At 65.0% G+C, this 16,100-nt stretch carries 9 protein-coding genes; 4 read left to right on the top strand and 5 right to left on the bottom strand.

Features of this window, described 5'->3' with window-relative positions; translation table 11 throughout:
* Positions 1–176 precede the first annotated feature (176 nt).
* Positions 177–1,148, bottom strand: coding sequence for a LysR family transcriptional regulator (locus tag ACFC4D_RS22880; RefSeq protein WP_376066316.1), 972 nt, complete (start codon positions 1,146–1,148; stop codon positions 177–179).
* Between the two features lie 277 nt (positions 1,149–1,425).
* On the bottom strand, positions 1,426–2,649 hold the full coding sequence (locus tag ACFC4D_RS22875; RefSeq protein WP_376066313.1) for a hypothetical protein: 1,224 nt from the start codon (positions 2,647–2,649) through the stop codon (positions 1,426–1,428).
* 217 nt (positions 2,650–2,866) lie between these two features.
* Between ACFC4D_RS22875 and ACFC4D_RS22870 the strand changes: the two genes are divergently transcribed.
* Complete coding sequence (locus ACFC4D_RS22870) at positions 2,867–3,073, top strand: hypothetical protein (protein WP_376066312.1); 207 nt, start codon at positions 2,867–2,869, stop codon at positions 3,071–3,073.
* A 1,189-nt stretch (positions 3,074–4,262) separates the two neighbouring features.
* Here the strand turns inward: ACFC4D_RS22870 and ACFC4D_RS22865 are convergent.
* The gene (locus ACFC4D_RS22865) at positions 4,263–5,012 is read right to left on the bottom strand and encodes a VIT family protein (protein ID WP_376066309.1); all 750 of its coding nucleotides are present in this window, start codon (positions 5,010–5,012) and stop codon (positions 4,263–4,265) included.
* 531 nt (positions 5,013–5,543) lie between these two features.
* On the opposite strand from ACFC4D_RS22865, the gene ACFC4D_RS22860 reads away from it, so the two are divergent.
* Together ACFC4D_RS22860 and ACFC4D_RS22855 are read left to right on the top strand one after the other, a co-directional pair.
* Complete coding sequence (locus ACFC4D_RS22860; protein ID WP_376066307.1) at positions 5,544–6,431, top strand: hypothetical protein; 888 nt, start codon at positions 5,544–5,546, stop codon at positions 6,429–6,431.
* Between the two features lie 544 nt (positions 6,432–6,975).
* Complete coding sequence (locus ACFC4D_RS22855) at positions 6,976–7,419, top strand: XRE family transcriptional regulator (protein ID WP_376066306.1); 444 nt, start codon at positions 6,976–6,978, stop codon at positions 7,417–7,419.
* A gap of 4 nt (positions 7,420–7,423) precedes the next feature.
* Here the strand turns inward: ACFC4D_RS22855 and ACFC4D_RS22850 are convergent, their stop codons facing one another.
* Both ACFC4D_RS22850 and ACFC4D_RS22845 read right to left on the bottom strand, forming a co-directional pair.
* On the bottom strand, positions 7,424–8,488 hold the full coding sequence (locus ACFC4D_RS22850) for a DUF6545 domain-containing protein (protein WP_376066305.1): 1,065 nt from the start codon (positions 8,486–8,488) through the stop codon (positions 7,424–7,426).
* 4 nt (positions 8,489–8,492) lie between these two features.
* On the bottom strand, positions 8,493–9,041 hold the full coding sequence (locus ACFC4D_RS22845) for a hypothetical protein (protein WP_376066304.1): 549 nt from the start codon (positions 9,039–9,041) through the stop codon (positions 8,493–8,495).
* A gap of 366 nt (positions 9,042–9,407) precedes the next feature.
* Between ACFC4D_RS22845 and ACFC4D_RS22840 the strand changes: the two genes are divergently transcribed.
* Complete coding sequence (locus ACFC4D_RS22840) at positions 9,408–16,034, top strand: SDR family NAD(P)-dependent oxidoreductase (RefSeq protein ID WP_376066302.1); 6,627 nt, start codon at positions 9,408–9,410, stop codon at positions 16,032–16,034.
* Positions 16,035–16,100 lie beyond the last annotated feature (66 nt).

The raw sequence follows: 16,100 nt of genomic DNA, 5'->3' as shown, positions 1-16,100 counted from the left end.
CAGTCGCCGGTCGAACTACCCGCAGGGCAATCCTGTTGCAGGACTGGCTGATTGATAGTGGAACGGCCGATGTCGATGAGGATGAACTGACGGCTTGCTGCGCGTCGCAATCCTTCACCGAATCGCTCACCCGGCCGCCGAATGGGAACCGCCCCGCTCGGCGATACGGTGGCGGGTCAGCCCACGCTGCCGCGGTATGCCTCGAACAGTCCCGCTTCGATGTCACTGGCTGGAAGCCAGTGACGGCTGGGATCGAAGGGGCGAAAGGCGGTGGTGACGTGGTTGATCAACTCCGGAAGCGCGGGATGAGGGTTGCGGCGGTGCCAGAGCATTGAGTGCGGATAGGTCGGCGTCGGGTCGACGATCGGAATCTGCACGATGTCGCGATGCCACGGGACGCGCAATCGTTCGCCCGAGAACACGAAACTCCCGTCCGAATGCGCGATCTCGTCGAGGAGGTGGTCCAGGCCGAAGTCGGGCCCCGAGGTGTCGATGGTCAATCCGAATTCCGCCGCGAGGTCGTCATAGAACTGCGCCCATTCACTGCCTGGTTCGTTGCCGGGCATCCGCGCGATCGCGTCCGCCAGGTCGGTGAGCCGGACCGTCCGCTGATGCGCGAATCGATGGTTGCGCCCGACCAAAACGTACAGCGGCTCGAGGTAGGCCGGAATGTGCTCGATGGCGGCATCGAGTGCACCGACGACACGCGCGAACGCGACATCGATGCTGCCCTCGGTGAGCGCGGCACGGCCGCTGCGGAGCCCACTCGAGGTCACCACATCGATCTCCACGCCGTCATAGGTCTCATGGAATGTGCGGATCAAATCCGTTGCGGCCAAACGGGTACCGAGGACATCGACCCGCAGAGGGCGTACGCCGCCGCAGAGCGACTCGACGGCCTGATCCGCGAGAGCGATCAGAGCGCGAGCATGCGGAAGGAACGCGGAGCCCTCGTCGGTGAGTCGCGTTCCGCCCCGTGTCCGCGACAACAACCGCGTATCCAGACTCTCCTCGAGCTTGGCGATGCGTTTGGAAACAGCTTGTTGAGTCAGCCCAAGGCTGTCCGCGGCCTCACCGAAATGCAGGTGATCGGCGACGGTGATGAAGGCGCGGATAGCGCCGAGGTCCAATTCCACGCCCGCTCCCATCCACCGCCCCTCTGCACGCTCCGATCATCGGACTGGCGCCTGCACCCTCAGAACGCATGTCGCAGTCCGAAGTGACAGTACCGGAACCTACGCGTGGATTCGGCGACAGTCATCTGCTCGTGATGGCACGTTGCACACCGAATCTGGTTGTGGGACAGAATCACTCAGGCATTGGTCGTCAGCACGGCTCGGCACCTCGGGCGACCTAGATACACTATGGCAACGAGTCCCAGGAGCTGCGGGATGCCAACTCGATCATTCCCGAACAGCGGTGGGGCTAGTTCATTTTGATCAGCTTGGCCCCACTCGGTCTGTACATGGGGTTGGTTGGATTGGCGGTCGCGACTTTGAACGGTTTGCCGCCGTTGTCGACGGTCTTGTTTCCGGAACGTTGTCCGTCGGTCCAGCCGATGTGCAGTCTGTAGGACACGGTGTCCTCGGAGCGCACTTCGGCGCAGATCAGAAGCAGCTCGGTGTCGCGGTCGGTGACGGTGTAGGGAAATTTCAGCGGTGTTGCCCGGTCATCCGAGCCCCAGATGGCCTTCGGGTCGGCGTTGGAGCCGGTGATCTTGGGTGGGTCGGTGTCGAGGTCGATCTCAGCGAGACGTCCCGTGGTCTCACCGCCACACTGTCCGCTGACGGTGGTTCCCGTGCGCAGGCCGGGTTGGCGGTCGACGACCTCGGCCGTCACGCTGGTGATGGTGACGGGCCTGGAACTTGTGCCGCTCAGGTTGAGCTGCACTTGTCCCAGACGGAAGCCAGCCCAGGGCAGGGCTTCCGCGCCGTTGTGATCGCGCGCCCATAGGGCGTAGTCATGTGGGTCAGCTGGTGGAGTGCCTAGCTCGGCTGCCGATTCGGTGAACACGATGGTGGAGCAGTGCCCCCTGACGATGGTCTCCGTCGAGACGAGCAGATCCGACTGTGCCGCTTGCTGCTCACTGGTGGTGGGTACGACGCTGTGGTTCGCGGTTGAGCTTGGCCTGGTTAGCTTCCAAATACCGACACCCGAACCTGCCGCCAGTACGAGAAAGGTGACAACCCCAGCTGCTGCCCAGAGTTTCAGCTGACCCGAGTCACGCTCCGATTCAGACGCTTTCTGCGGGGAGGGATTCGCGGTGCTTGTCTCCGCAGCAGGCAGAGGTCCTCGAAGAGGTTCCGGTCCGTGGTCCGCGCGACCGAATACGTTGGTGACAGGTTGCGGTTCCTCGTAAGCCCTAGCGCGCAGTTGCTTCCAATGTTCTTCTGCCGCGCGTGTCCAGGTCTCCGAGGCTGCCCTGTACAGGCACTCCACCACCATCAGGAACTTCGTATTGTCGCGTGGGACAGTGGGTACTGGCTTGAACCAGTCGCCGATAGTCGACGGGGATAAGGGCGTGTGCTTGACCGATCTGACCCAGGTGGAAACATCCTGAGCGGACAAATTCGACCGCTTCCGCAACGCGCTCAACTCGGCGGCGAATTGCGCGCGCGCCAGACCCTGTCCTGTCGCACGTTCGTCCACCGCGCACTCTCCTCCAACCCGACTCGGCGGCGACTCGATCCGACTCGGATCGCTGAGAAACCGTCGCCGACAGGGGTTTTCACCAGCGTATCCAACACATCATGTTGTACAGCGTCGAATCGTTAAGGCTTTCTGGCGGGCATCAACCCGTCGGCACGCCAGCGCAATCTTCACCTCTGGTCCGTTCGGGAAACCTACTATCGGACGGACAGAGCCCATGACCATTTCCACCACCGTCGCATTCCGCGTTCTGGCGGCGCTGATCATCATCTTGATCGGCTTGCTTGGCGCGACTACTGCGGTACTGATGTCCCGCCACGACGGAAACTGCTGGACTACCGCGATCCGGCAAGGCTTCGCCGGTTTCGCCGGCACGGTCGGTGTAATGGCGCTCCTGTACGGCATCGTTATCGTGGCGTTGTGAGCCCAGCGGGGTGTGGCGCCGGGCCGTAGTCACACCCCTCCCTGGCCAACCCACGACGTTGTGCTTCTCGCAAGACCCGTGCCCGCAACGGCGAGCGAGACCTTCTAGTCGGGCAGCGCATGCGGAGCGCGCTGTGCTTGCCGATCCCGTCGCATTCTGCCTCGAAAGCAACGACAACTAGCCCGCGGATCTGCCGATTGGCCAAGGTTGGCCCATAAGCGGTCAAGATCGGCCCTATGAGCGCCAAGTGTGGCGCTAGGTTTGGCGGTTGTTCAAGACGACCTGAGCGAGATCGATGTGAGGGTCCTCAATCCCGCTGTGCGAGTGCGTTTCTGCCGATAGCCTGTAGCCGCCTCGTCCTCTCGGGAGAGCAATGTCCGTCCTGGAACGGTCGTTGCTTCCTCTAAAGGAAGGAGGTGATTGGATGGCAAAGCGCCATCACAAGAAACGAAAGACCTCACACGGGATAAGAATCGCCGTGGAGGTCTCCGTCGGGTGTCCAGGTTGGCTGCCGGTGCTGCTGTGTTGGTTCTGGTGGCGTTGACCTGAACGCTTAGTGGGCGGCTCTGCCTGTGCCCGCAGGCATCCGCCCCTTCTTGCGTCCTGGGTGCTGGATTGCTCCAGTCCGATGGACCGTCCTCACATTAGTTGACAGATAACAGTAGGGGCCCAAATTGTGCCCCTCAAATTTCGAAGTAGGGCCTTCCTTGCTGGCAGAACATCGATCTGACGGCAGATGGGCCCCCGTTTCGTCCTGCTTCCTCGTACAGGCTCGCCCTCGGCGGATCGGGTGCGGGTCAAGGATGCGGAGGTGCCGCGGTGCTCAATTCACCGCAGGGCGCCATAGTGCTCGGTGCTGCTCGGCGACGGAGGTACGCAACGGTTCCACTGCGACTCGGACGGCAATCTCACCTCCATCACGGTCACCGACAAGGACGGCCGCGCGAAGTCTTTCGACACCCCGCCCTCGGCGCCACCCGCACAAGGGCAATCGAGTCACGCGGGCGCGACGGGCGATGCCGTCGATGGTTTCGACACCGCGATTGCCTGGGACCGCTACGCCGAGCTCTGCGACTATGACGCCGACCAAATCGCCGCCGACCCGCCGCTGAAAACTTCGCGGCGATGCGCGGGATCTGGTCGTGAATCGCCCACGCAACGCTGGAACGCGTGGGTGATCAACCGTTCGTCAAACAGATATCCCGACCAGGTGCCCCACCGCGTAGGTGAAGGCCATTGCCAGCGCGCCGCCCACCGCTACGCGGGCGGTGGCCTTCACTGGTTCCGAGCCGCCGAGGCGGGCACCGAGCGCGCCGGTAGCCGCGAGCGCCAGGATCACGGCGACGAATGTGATCGGCACTCGGAACGCGGGCCCCGGCAACACTATTGCCAGCAGCGGCAGCAGCGCGCCGAGGGTGAACGACACCGCCGATGAGAGCGCGGCCTGCCATGGATTGGTGAGCCCGTCCGGGTCGATCCCCAGCTCCGCCTCGGCATGGGCGGCGAACGCGTCATGCGCGGTGAGTTCCTCGGCAACCTGCCGTGCGGTCTCGGGGGATAAGCCCTTGGCCCGATAGATCTCGGTAAGCTCGTCCAGCTCCGCTTCGGGCTGCTCCAGCAATTCCCGGCGCTCGGCGTCCAGCAGTGCCCGCTCGCTGTCACGCTGGGTGCTGACCGACACATATTCACCGAGCGCCATCGATACCGCACCGGCCACCATGCCTGCGATGCCCGCGGTCATGATCGGTTCCCGGCTGGTGGTCGCGGCGGCCACACCGACCACAATGCCCGCCACCGACACGATGCCGTCGTTCGCTCCGAGCACTGCGGCCCGCAACCAGTTCAGCCGTGCCGACGTACCCGACCTGTGCGGTTCGTCGGCATGCTCGCCGGTACGGAGGCCACCGTCCGGAGCCGCTGCGGTGAGATCGGTACTCATGTCTCGAACGGTAACGGACTTTCCCGGCACACCGCCAGCAAAGAGAGCCTCACCGAAGTAAGGTAATCCATTGCATATCAAGGTGTTTCGAGTAATTTCCGAAATTGCGGCTTGGGCCCGCGAGGTCGAGTCGCCGCCCGTCGATCAGCGTCGGCTGGCTCGAACTCGTCTGTACCGCAACGGTGTCCTGGAATCGGAGACTCACCGGTCGACTGCCGTTCGATATGGTCGGCGGCGCTCGGTAGGACTCGACCTGCCCAAATCGTCGCCAAGGATTCGAGTCGATTCCAAGGACTCTGCGTGTGAATCGCCCAGGTGCAGAAGGTATTTCGTGTGGTCACCTACGGGACGTTCACCAAGAAAGCGCCACGAATTCGGTACTGTGCGGTTCTATTCCTCGGCTGGTTGCCCTGAACGCCACTTCAGCAGCTCGGGTGTGGCGTCGAAGAGGCTGTGTGGCAATGCGTATGCCTCGTCGAGGCGCTGCGGGCCATCGACACCGCGCAACGCCTCACCGACCAGGAGGACTGAATGCTGCCCCTCGACCCGAAAACGCTCGACCGCCTCGCCGAACTCATCGTCGATATCGGCGGGCCATACGAGCGCAAAGGTTTTCAACTCGAAGTCCTGCTTCGCCACGCAGGTTGGGACGACCCGCCCGCCTACGACGGTTCGCCACGCGTTCCGTGGCTACGCGAGCAACTCGAACTGCGCCGCGACGACCTTGCCGACGTCGAACGGTTGCTGTGCCGCGTCTGCGATCCGATCGAGTATGACGACGGGGCCATGACCGCCGACGTCTTCCGCGCCGAGGTCAACGCCCGCCTCGAATCCGAACAGCTGATCATTACGATGGTCAGCGGCCGCCCGGTCCTGGGCACCCGCGGATCCGACGGCAACGACACCACGTTCGCCGAACCGCCGGACCTGCGCCAACGGGTCGAATCGCTGGTCGGTGATCAGCAAACTGTCGAAGTACTGATGGGCCGAATCGAGGAAACCCGGGTCTGCGTCGCCGGCGGCGCCTACCGCATGGCCACCATCGGGATCGGAACCTTCATCGAAGGGCTTCTGCTGGCCGTACTCCTCGAACACGACAAAGACCTCCGCGACAACGGCTTTCCCGACATCCGCCGAAAAGTCCCCGCCGACAAGCGATTCCCCAAGCGAACTTCCTCCAACCGAGTATCCATGGAGCTCCTCATCGACACCGCTTTCGACAAGCGCTGGGTTCAATTCGACGCCACCGTCTTCGCCCACGCGATCCGGGACTTCCGCAACTTCATCCACCCTCGCAAGGAAATCCTCGAACAACCGAAGTTCGACGCCGACACCGTCATGCTGTGCTGGGCCCCCGTCCACGCACTCATGAACGACCTGGAACAGAACGTCCCACCCCTGGCCGCCAACCGAACCTGACCGATATCCAGCCGCGCACCGGCGAGGACGAGACAACCTGTGCGTCCTCGCCCAGTGCCGCCATGGCGGACCGACCGTGCCGGGTCGAATCGGAAACGTCTGAGTTCAATCGAACGTACGTAATTGCCGAGTCCTGGTCACGCGGAGGCGAGTAGATCCAACTCTCGCCGATCGCCTGCCGGAGGCCCTCGTGCTGGGAGGTGAGTGCGTGGCGTGGATCGCTTTTAGTGTTCGTTGGGTAAACCAGACAGGGTTGTGCACCAAATGCTCTGGCTCCCAATTGAATCGTGGCCATACGTGAGCATGCAGAACCTGTCGGTGTATCCCAGGACGTTCCCGCCACTCGTACCCAGACCGGATGAACACCGCCACCTGCGACGTCCCCGGCATCACTTCCTCGACCCGCTCGCTCAACTCCAGCGCGGTCCGCAGCGGCGTGACAGATGCCTGAGAAGTCGATGTCGGGCACCTTGCAATCGGCGGCCGCTGATCGGAAAATCCGTGCTGTAGCATAAGTCCCGCGCCGAGCGAAATGGGGAAGTGGGTGTCCGGTATGGATGTCGGAGCAGCTTTCTCCGAGCGACTCGAGTATCTGTTCCAGACGATGCCCAATGCCCGAGGCCACCGCTATACCGCTGACGAGATCGCGCGCCGTGCGGCCGAGCTCGGACACTCGATCTCGGCAGTGTATGTCTCCCAGCTACGTTCGGGCTTGAAACAGAATCCCTCACTCAAGCACGCCGCCGGTCTGGCCGCCGCGTTCGACGTGGATATTCGATTCTTCACCGATGACGAAACGTGGCAGCGCGGTCGTCAGGAGATCGAATATCTCCGGCTCGCCACCGCGCCCGATATCGAAGCTCTGGCATTCCGGGCGATCGATCTGTCGCAGCAGTCTCTGGCCTCGCTGATCGACTACCTCAAGTTCTTACGCGTGCAGGAGGGTCTGCCGGCCGACCCTCCGGCCATCCCCGAGTCACGCCAGTGAGATCTCAGCGCGCCTGACCGCTGACCGGCGTGACATGCGCCGGCAGAACCCGAGTGGGCAACGTGGGTCCCGGATTTCGAGAGCGGAACGTTGCCGCGGCAGCCAATTCGTAGGCGGCGTGATGGTCCCGGTCGTATCCCATGGTGCGAATGGTGTTGTGATCCAGTCGAAGAGCGGCCGCCAGCGCGGGTTCGTCGCGTTGTAGCAGTCGCAGGCCGTCGCTGATTTCGATCAGCATTTCAGTGACGCGGGTTTCCAAACGCAGGCTCGTTCGCGCCCGGAATCGGATGTGCGGATAGCGCTGCATCAGCCAATGATGCAGGGGCGCAAGCCTTTCGAGATAGTTCAGCGCGAGCCGTGTGTTGTGGAATGCTCCCGAGACGACCGGACCGAAGGCGCCGGCGACCAGCAGTACGCCCACGGTGACCTGAAGCAGCGTAGTGGCGGTCTGCGCCCAGGGCGGCGGCATCGTCGGCCACAACGCGACCACGAGGATCACCCACAGCTCGTACGCGATGAAAACCATGGTCAGGCCGGACAACATCACCAAGAGGTTGCGCCGCCATGACTTCTCTTGGCGGTATGCGCGGAACGCCGCGCGGGCGAGCGGGGACAGCGCGTAGATCACCATGACCGACTGCAGGACCCAGTAGATCCGCATACCTGGGCTCCCGGCGAATTCGCATCCGAAGCCGACTCCGTGCGGTCGCTGTGGCGAGGCGGCGAACAGAACGGGCAGGGTCACCGCCACGCCGCCGTATCCCAGTCGCATCGCGAGTGCCCGCCGTCGAGTCGGCGGATCGGCCGATAGGTAGTGCAGCCAGTACAGGCTCGAAAGCGCCAGTGCGGTCAAGACACACAGATGACTCAACAGGTATGCGGAGTTGACTCGGACCGCGTCGAACAAAGCCTCCGAGGTCGGAGCGGTCAGGAGGTAGCTGAGTCCGATCAGCCCCAGCACGACGATCGGCGTCCATTGCCCGCGTGCGCCCTGCGGTGGCAGCTGCCATATCGCCGCGAACATACCGGCGAACAGCAGTATGCCCACCACGGCGCTGAACTGCACCACCGACTTACTCGATCCGGGTGTGCGGGAAGCCGAGCGCGGTAAGCACTTTCGCTCGTTCACTGGTTCCGCTGTCACTCCACAGTATGGTGCGCAGGGTGCGGCGGGCGAACGCCTCGGCTTCACGTTCACTGCTCATGTCGTACGAGGATCTGTATCTGGCCCGCGAAAAGTTCGTGACGGCATCGGGTCCGAGCACCGAGCACAGCGCCGATCCCGTCTCGATCCGGTGATCGATATCGGTGTGGCCGTGCAGAATGTGACCGGCCTCGTGCAGCACCGTATTGATGCGAGCGATCGTCGGCAGGGCGGCGTCGTATTCGATGAGATCTCCCCCATCGGTCCGCAGCCACTGACCCGCGACTGCGGGTGGCAGCGTGGTGCTGGCGGCAATCCACACTGGAATTCCACTGGCCTCGAACAGGATTCGAGCGAATTTCGGCAGCGTGAACGGATGCAGTTGGGCGGTGTGTCGCTGTACCGCGGTCAACGTCCGGCGTTGCGCGTATCGGGCCATGCCGGCGCGTCGAATAGCGCTGTCAGCGAACCGTCTCATGCGCAAACGGCTTCGCGCGCTCGTCTGCGGGCCGGTTGTCGTTGGCGCGGATGAACGGCTCGTGGCGCAGGACCACAATCCGAGAGCGCCGGACCGTTCATCATGAGTTCGGATGTTACCGGCTCGAACCGTGCGGTGTCCAAGCGAAAGCGGAACTCGGCATGGGGGACAAGCCGGTGTGTCGAATCACTAGATACATTGGGCCACTACATGATCCGGACTCCTGCCGGTCGAGGCCGGCGACCTGTCCGCGTGGCGAAGGACGGGTATCGGGAGGACCGATGTACTAGGGGGAACTAGGGGTATTCCATCCGCGCTTGTCCGGTCGACAATCGGCCGCACAAGCGATCTCAGGAGGAAACCTCGATGGCAACGGAAAAGGAACTGCGAGACTATTTGAAGCGAGCCACAGTCGACCTCACGGAGGCGCGACGCAAGGTTCGCGAATTGGAATCTCGCAACAATGACCCGATTGCCATCGTCAGTATGGCATGTCGATTTCCGCGTGACGTGGACTCACCAGAGGCTCTGTGGGCTCTGGTGTCCGCGGGAAAGGAAGCGACCGGACCATTCCCGGACGACCGGGGTTGGGATATGGACGCACTGTACGATCCGGAGCCTGGCAAAGCCGGTAAATCATATGTGCGCGGTGGCGGGTTTCTATCCGACGCAGGCGGTTTCGACCCGGCGTTCTTCGGCATCTCGCCGCGTGAGGCGGTCGCGATGGATCCGCAGCAGCGAATCCTGCTCGAAGTGACCTGGGAGGCATTGGAGCGCGCCGGCATCGACCCGCACAGCCTGCGCGGCAGCAAGACCAGTGTGTTCGCCGGCGTTGTGGTTGGTGACTACGCCGCCCTCTCTTCCGGCGGCCAGATCGAGGACGCCGATCCCGGCCATCTCATGCTCGGCATCACGGGAAGCGTTGTCTCCGGACGGGTTTCCTATGTATTGGGGCTGGAGGGGCCGTCGGTGTCGCTGGACACCGCATGCTCGTCGTCTCTGGTGGCCGTGCATCTGGCCTGCCAGTCCCTGCGTAACGGGGAGAGTTCCCTTGCCATCGCGGCCGGCACCACCGTAATGGCGACGCCGGGCGTATTCGCGGGATTCTCACAGCAGCAAGCACTTTCGGTCGACGGCCGCTGCAAAGCCTTCGGTAGCGCCGCGGACGGGTTCGGCGTCGGTGAGGGTGTCGGCGTGCTGGTTCTGGAACGGCTCTCCGATGCCCGACGCAACGGGCATCCGGTCCGCGCGCTGGTCGCGGGCTCCGCGGTGAATCAGGACGGCGCCTCCAATGGGCTGGCCGCGCCCAACGGTCTGGCCCAGCGCCGGGTCATCCACGACGCCCTGTCCTCTGCCGCGCTCGCGCCGGAGGACGTCGACGTGGTCGAAGCCCACGGCACCGGGACCTCGCTCGGAGATCCGATCGAGGCCGACGCGCTGTTGGCCACCTACGGGCAGGGTCGCGAGGAGCGGCCGCTGCTGCTCGGATCGGTGAAATCGAATATCGGTCACGCGCAGGCCGCGGCCGGGATGGCCGGTGTCATCAAGATGGTCGAGGCGATGCGACACGGGGTGGTGCCCTCGACCTTGCATGTGGATGAGCCCACACCGCACGTGGATTGGTCGGTCGGCAATGTGGAGCTGGTCACCGAGTCGCGGGAGTGGCCGGCCAGCGACCGGCCGCGCCGCGCCGGGGTGTCCTCGTTCGGCATCAGCGGCACCAACGCGCATGTCATCCTGGAGCAGGCGCCCAGCGCTCCCGAAGCGCCGGTGAGCGACGCCGAACCGGAATCGAATGTGGTGCTGCCGTGGATCGTCTCGGCCCGTGCCCCGGAATCCCTTGCCGGGCAAGCGGAACGGCTCGCCGGCTTCGTCGAACGCGATCCGGAACTCGATCCCCGCGACGTGGGCTGCGCGCTGGTCACCACCCGGGCCCGATTCAACCACCGGGCCGTGCTTTTCGGCACCGACCTGGCGAGCCTGACCGAGAGCGCCCGCGCGCTGGCGGGGGGCGAATCACTGAGTACCCGAGTGGTTTCCGGAAAAGCCGGTCCAAAGGGAAAGGTGGCATTCGTCTTTCCCGGACAGGGCGCGCAGTGGGCGGGCATGGCGACCGAATTGCTGGAGACCGCGCCGGTTTTCGCGGCCAGTATGCGCGAGTGTGCATCGGCGTTCGACGAATTCGTCGACTGGTCACTGCTCGATGTCGTCGGCCAGGTCGAGGGCGCGCCAGGGCTCGATCGCGTAGATGTGGTGCAGCCGGTGCTATTCGCGGTGATGGTTTCGCTGTCGCGGCTGTGGCAATCGTTCGGTGTGACGCCCGATGGCGTGGTTGGGCATTCGCAGGGCGAGATCGCCGCGGCCTGCATCGCGGGCACGCTCTCCCTGCGGGATGCGGCGAAGGTCGTGTGCCTGCGCAGCCGCAGGCTCCTCGACTTGGCCGGAACCGGAGCGATGGTGTCGGTTTCGACAGGCACCGAGGAGGTTCGCGACCGCATCGCGCCCTGGGCCGACCGCATCAGCGTCGCCGCGATGAACGGCCCGTCCGCCACTGTCGTCTCCGGCGATCCCGATGCCCTGCGCGAGTTCACCGCCGCCTGCGAACTGAACGGCGTTAGAACACACTGGATTCCGGTGGACTACGCCTCGCATTCCGCGCACGTGGAGCAGATCCGCACGCAGATCGAATCCGATTTCGCCGACCTGAGCTGGCACAGCGGCACCGGGATCGACTTCTTCTCCGCGGTGGTCGCCGACGCGGCCGACCCCGACCTGTACGGCCCTGACTACTGGTTCCGGAATCTGCGCCTGCCGGTGCGCTTCCAGGAAACCGTGCAGAATATGCACAGCCGTGGCTACCGGGCCTTCCTGGAGATGTCACCGCATCCGGTGCTGACCATGGCGGTGCAGGAGTCTCTGGAGAGCGCCGACGTGGACGTCGACGCGTGCACCATCACCGGTTCGCTGCGTCGCGACGAGGGTGGCTGGGAGCGCATGCTGTATTCGCTGGCCGAGGCCTTCGTCGGCGGGATCGAGGTGGACTGGCGGTCCCGCTATCCACAGCGGTGTGCGCCGGTGGATCTGCCGACCTATGCCTTCCATCGGCAGCGGTTCTGGCTCGATGTGCCGCCCCGATACGGTGACGCGGGCAGCCTCGGCATCACCGCCGCCGAGCACGCGCTGCTCGGTGCGGTCGTGGAATCCGCTGACGGCAGCCACATTACGTTCACCGGTCGGTTGTCGCTGCAAACCCATGCGTGGCTTGCCGATCACGCGGTGATGGGCACCGTCCTGGTTCCGGGCGCGGCCCTGGTGGAACTGGCCTTGCACGTCGGTGACAAGGCAGGCTGCACCCGGGTGCAGGAGCTGACCATCATGGCACCGTTGATCCTGCCGGAGCAGGGCGCGCTGCATCTGCAGATCACCGTCGGTGAACCCGGCCCGGACGGCGCCCGGTCGATCGCCATCCACACCCGGCCGGATCAGGGCGAGGACAGCGATGTGCGCGCGCCCTGGACGGCGCACGCGGAGGGCGTGCTGATCCCCGGTAGCGATACCGCGAGCCCCACCGCGGCCGTCGGATTGGGTGTGTGGCCGCCGGTCGGTGCCACCGAGATCGATCTGTCCAATGCCTATGAGCAGATGGATTCCCTCGGCTACCAGTACGGTCCGGTGTTCCGTGGCCTGCGCAAGCTCTGGCAGCGCGGTGACGAGGTGTTCGCGCAGATCTCGCTGTCGCAGGAACTCGACATCGACGTGTCCGGCTTCGGCCTGCACCCAGCGCTGCTGGATGCCGGCGTGCAGGCTTGTGGCGGCTTGACCTCGCTGCTGCCCAACGAGGACGGGCCGGGACTGCGCCTGCCGTTCGCCTGGGAAGGTGTGTCGCTGTACGCGGTGGGCGCGACCGAACTCAAGGTGCGGCTCAAGCCCGCTGGGCGGGACCGGGTTTCGGCGATCTTCGCGGACGCGTCCGGGGCCGTCGTCGCCACCGTCGACTCGCTGGTGCTGCTGCCGGTATCGGAAGAGAAGATCAAGGCGGGTATGGCCGCGCTGGGCAGCCAGGCCGCCGAATCGCTGTTCGCCATCGACTGGGTTCCGGTGTCTGCCAGCGGTATTCGAGTGCCGACGCATTCGGGTGAATGGGTCGTCGTCGGCACCGATGCGGACGATCCGCTGCGCGGCTTCCCGGCCATGGCCAGCGGGGTGGAGATTCCCTGGCACACCGATGCCGAGGCGCTCGTCACGGCGGTGTCCACAGGCACGACCGCCCCGTCGGTGATCGTGCTGTCGACCGCAGGCGATCTTGACGACGCCGACCGGCCGCGGCAGATCCGCGCGGAAACCGCGTGGCTGATGGGCCAGGTGCAAGCACTGCTGATGGCGCCCGAATTGAGCGCGGCGACAATCCTTTTCGTCAGCCGCCGAGCGGTCGCGGTGGATGCGTCCGAGGATGTGTCCGACCTGGTGGCGGCAACCGTGCGTGGTCTGCTGCGCAGTGCGAATTCCGAGAATCCGGGCCGGATCAGCATGGTCGACCTGGATGGTGGGCCGCTGACGGTGGAGACCGTGGCTGCCGCGGTGTCCAGTGAGGAACCGGAACTGGCGCTGCGCCGCGGCGGCTTCCTCGGCCGCCGACTGATCCGGTCCGCGCCCTCCGCACAGCCAGATCCGTCCCGCGGGCACTGGCAGTTGCAGATCTCCGAGAAGGGCACCTTCGACAATGTGTCCATCATCGAGACCCCGGACCCGACGCTGACCGAGTCGGAGCCGTTGGCTTCGGGCACGGTGCTGGTCCGGTTGCAGGCGATCGGTCTGAACTTCCGGGATGTGCTGATCTGCCTGGGTACCTACCCGGATCCGGAGGCGCCGGTCGGCAACGAAGCCGCGGGCATCGTCGTCGAGGTCGGGCCCGACGTGACCGGATTCGCCCCCGGCGACGCGGTTTTCGGCTTGTTCCCGGGCGTCGGCGCCACCGCGGTGACCGACTACCGGCTGATCACGCACAAGCCGGACCGATGGAGTTTCGTGCAGGCCGCCTCGGTCCCGCTGTCGTTCCTGACCGCGTACTACGGCCTGGTCGACCTGGCGAAGTTGCAGCCCGGCGAACGTATCCTGGTGCATACCGCGACCGGCGGGACGGGCTCGGCCGCGGTACAGCTGGCCCGCCATCTCGGCGCCGAAGTGTTCGTGACCGCCAGCAAGCCCAAATGGGATGTACTGCGCGCCAACGGGTTCGACGACGACCACATCGGCAACTCGCGCACCCTCGAGTTCGAGGACAAGTTCCGTGAGGTCACCGACGGCCGGGGCATGGATGTCGTGCTGAACTCGCTGACCGGCGACTACATCGACGCTTCGCTTCGGTTGCTGCCGCGCGGCGGTCGGTTCGCGGAGATGAGTTTGACCGCGCCGCGCGATCCCGGGGCGGTGGCCCAGCAGTATCCGGGTGTCACCTATTGGTGCTTCGGGCTGTGGGAAGCGGGTCTGGACCGGCTGCGCGAGATCTGGCAGGAGCTCGGCCCGCTGATGGACGCGGAAGTGCTTACGCCGCCGCCCATTACGACCTGGGATGTCCGGCAGGCCGCGGCGGCGCTGCGCCACCTGAGTCAGGCCCGCCATATCGGCAAGCTGGTGCTCACCTGGCCGGCTCCATTCGATCCGGACGGCACGGTGCTGGTCACCGGCGGCACCGGAACGCTCGGCGGTTTGGTGGCCCGACATCTTGTCACCGCGCACGGCGCCCGGCATCTGGTGCTCACCAGCCGCAGCGGTAGCGCGGCGGCTGGTGCGCCGGAGTTGGCGGCCGAGCTTGAAGGGCTCGGTGCGACAGTGACGGTGCACGCGTGTGATGCAGCCGACCGCGGCGCGATGTCGGCTGTACTGGAGGCGATTCCGGCCGGACATCCACTCACCGCGGTAGTGCATCTGGCCGGTGCGCTCGACGACCGGGTCTTCACCACCATGACCGCCGAGCAACTGGACACCGTCATGCCGGCGAAGGTGGACGCCGGGTGGAATCTGCATCAGCTGACCCGCGAGCACAACCTGTCCGCGTTCGTGTTGTTCTCCTCGGCGGCGGGTGCGCTCGGCGCGCCGGGTCAGGCCAACTACGCGGCGGCGAATGTGTTCCTGGATTCGCTTGTCTACCACCGCCACCACCTCGGACTGCCCGCCACCTCGCTCTCCTGGGGCCTGTGGGCCGAAGCCAGCGCATTGACCGGCACCCTCGATCAGCAGGACCTGGCGCGGCTCAATCGCGGTGGCTTCCAGGCGATGTCGACGAAACTGGCCCTGGACCTGTTCGATCTGGGTCTGTCCAACGGCCGACCGCATTTCGTCACCGCTCGGGTCGACACGGCGATGTTCAAGTCGATGGCGGGCTCGGCGGAGCTACCACCGCTGCTGCGGTCACTGGTGCACACCCGGCGACGGGTGGAGTCGGGCGGCATCGATGCCTCGGCGCTGGCGAAACAGCTTGCGGGACATACGGAAAAGGAGCAGAGTGCGATCGTCCTGGATCTGATTCGCACCCACATCGCCGCAGTGCTGGGACATTCCACGACCGATGCGGTCGATCCGGAACAGAAGTTCATGGATATGGGATTCGATTCACTGTCCGCGGTGGAACTGCGCAACCGGCTCAAGTCGGTGGCGGGTTCGTCGAATCTGCCGACCACGGTGATCTTCGATTACCCGACACCGGCGGGTTTGGCGGAATTCCTGCGTACCCAGATCGCACCGGAAGAGGCTTCGCTGAGTGATCCGATTGTCGCTGAGGTGGAACTGCTGCTGGCGCGCCTGGCGGAGGTGGTTCCGGACGGCGTCGGGGAGGACGTGCTGATCCGCCTCGATTCGGCGACCCGCAAGCTGCGCCGCGTCGAGGAGGCGGCCGGCGGCGGATCCGATGGGTTGCCGAGTTCGGATCAGATCCTCAACGCCGAGGACAGCGATCTGTTCGCGCTGATCGACGGCGACCGTCCCGAGCCGGTGTAGTCCGGCAACCCAGCGATGCCGGGCAGCTGTCGACCACCGTTGCGACAGCTGCCCGGCCCGAGCCGA

The organism is Nocardia sp. NPDC056000 (genome assembly GCF_042269265.1).
Classification (GTDB): domain Bacteria; phylum Actinomycetota; class Actinomycetes; order Mycobacteriales; family Mycobacteriaceae; genus Nocardia.
The sequence above is the reverse complement of the archived record's forward strand: the minus strand, read 5'-3'. Positions and strand labels throughout refer to the sequence as shown.

What these genes read in the sequence shown, in the direction of transcription:
- ACFC4D_RS22880 (WP_376066316.1), bottom strand. Translation starts at nt 1,148, where the DNA reads ATGGGAGCGGGCGTGGAATTGGACCTCGGCGCTATCCGCGCCTTCATC.
- ACFC4D_RS22870 (WP_376066312.1), top strand. Translation starts at nt 2,867, where the DNA reads ATGACCATTTCCACCACCGTCGCATTCCGCGTTCTGGCGGCGCTGATC.
- ACFC4D_RS22865 (WP_376066309.1), bottom strand. Translation starts at nt 5,012, where the DNA reads ATGAGTACCGATCTCACCGCAGCGGCTCCGGACGGTGGCCTCCGTACC.
- ACFC4D_RS22860 (WP_376066307.1), top strand. Translation starts at nt 5,544, where the DNA reads ATGCTGCCCCTCGACCCGAAAACGCTCGACCGCCTCGCCGAACTCATC.
- ACFC4D_RS22845 (WP_376066304.1), bottom strand. Translation starts at nt 9,041, where the DNA reads ATGAGACGGTTCGCTGACAGCGCTATTCGACGCGCCGGCATGGCCCGA.
- ACFC4D_RS22840 (WP_376066302.1), top strand. Translation starts at nt 9,408, where the DNA reads ATGGCAACGGAAAAGGAACTGCGAGACTATTTGAAGCGAGCCACAGTC.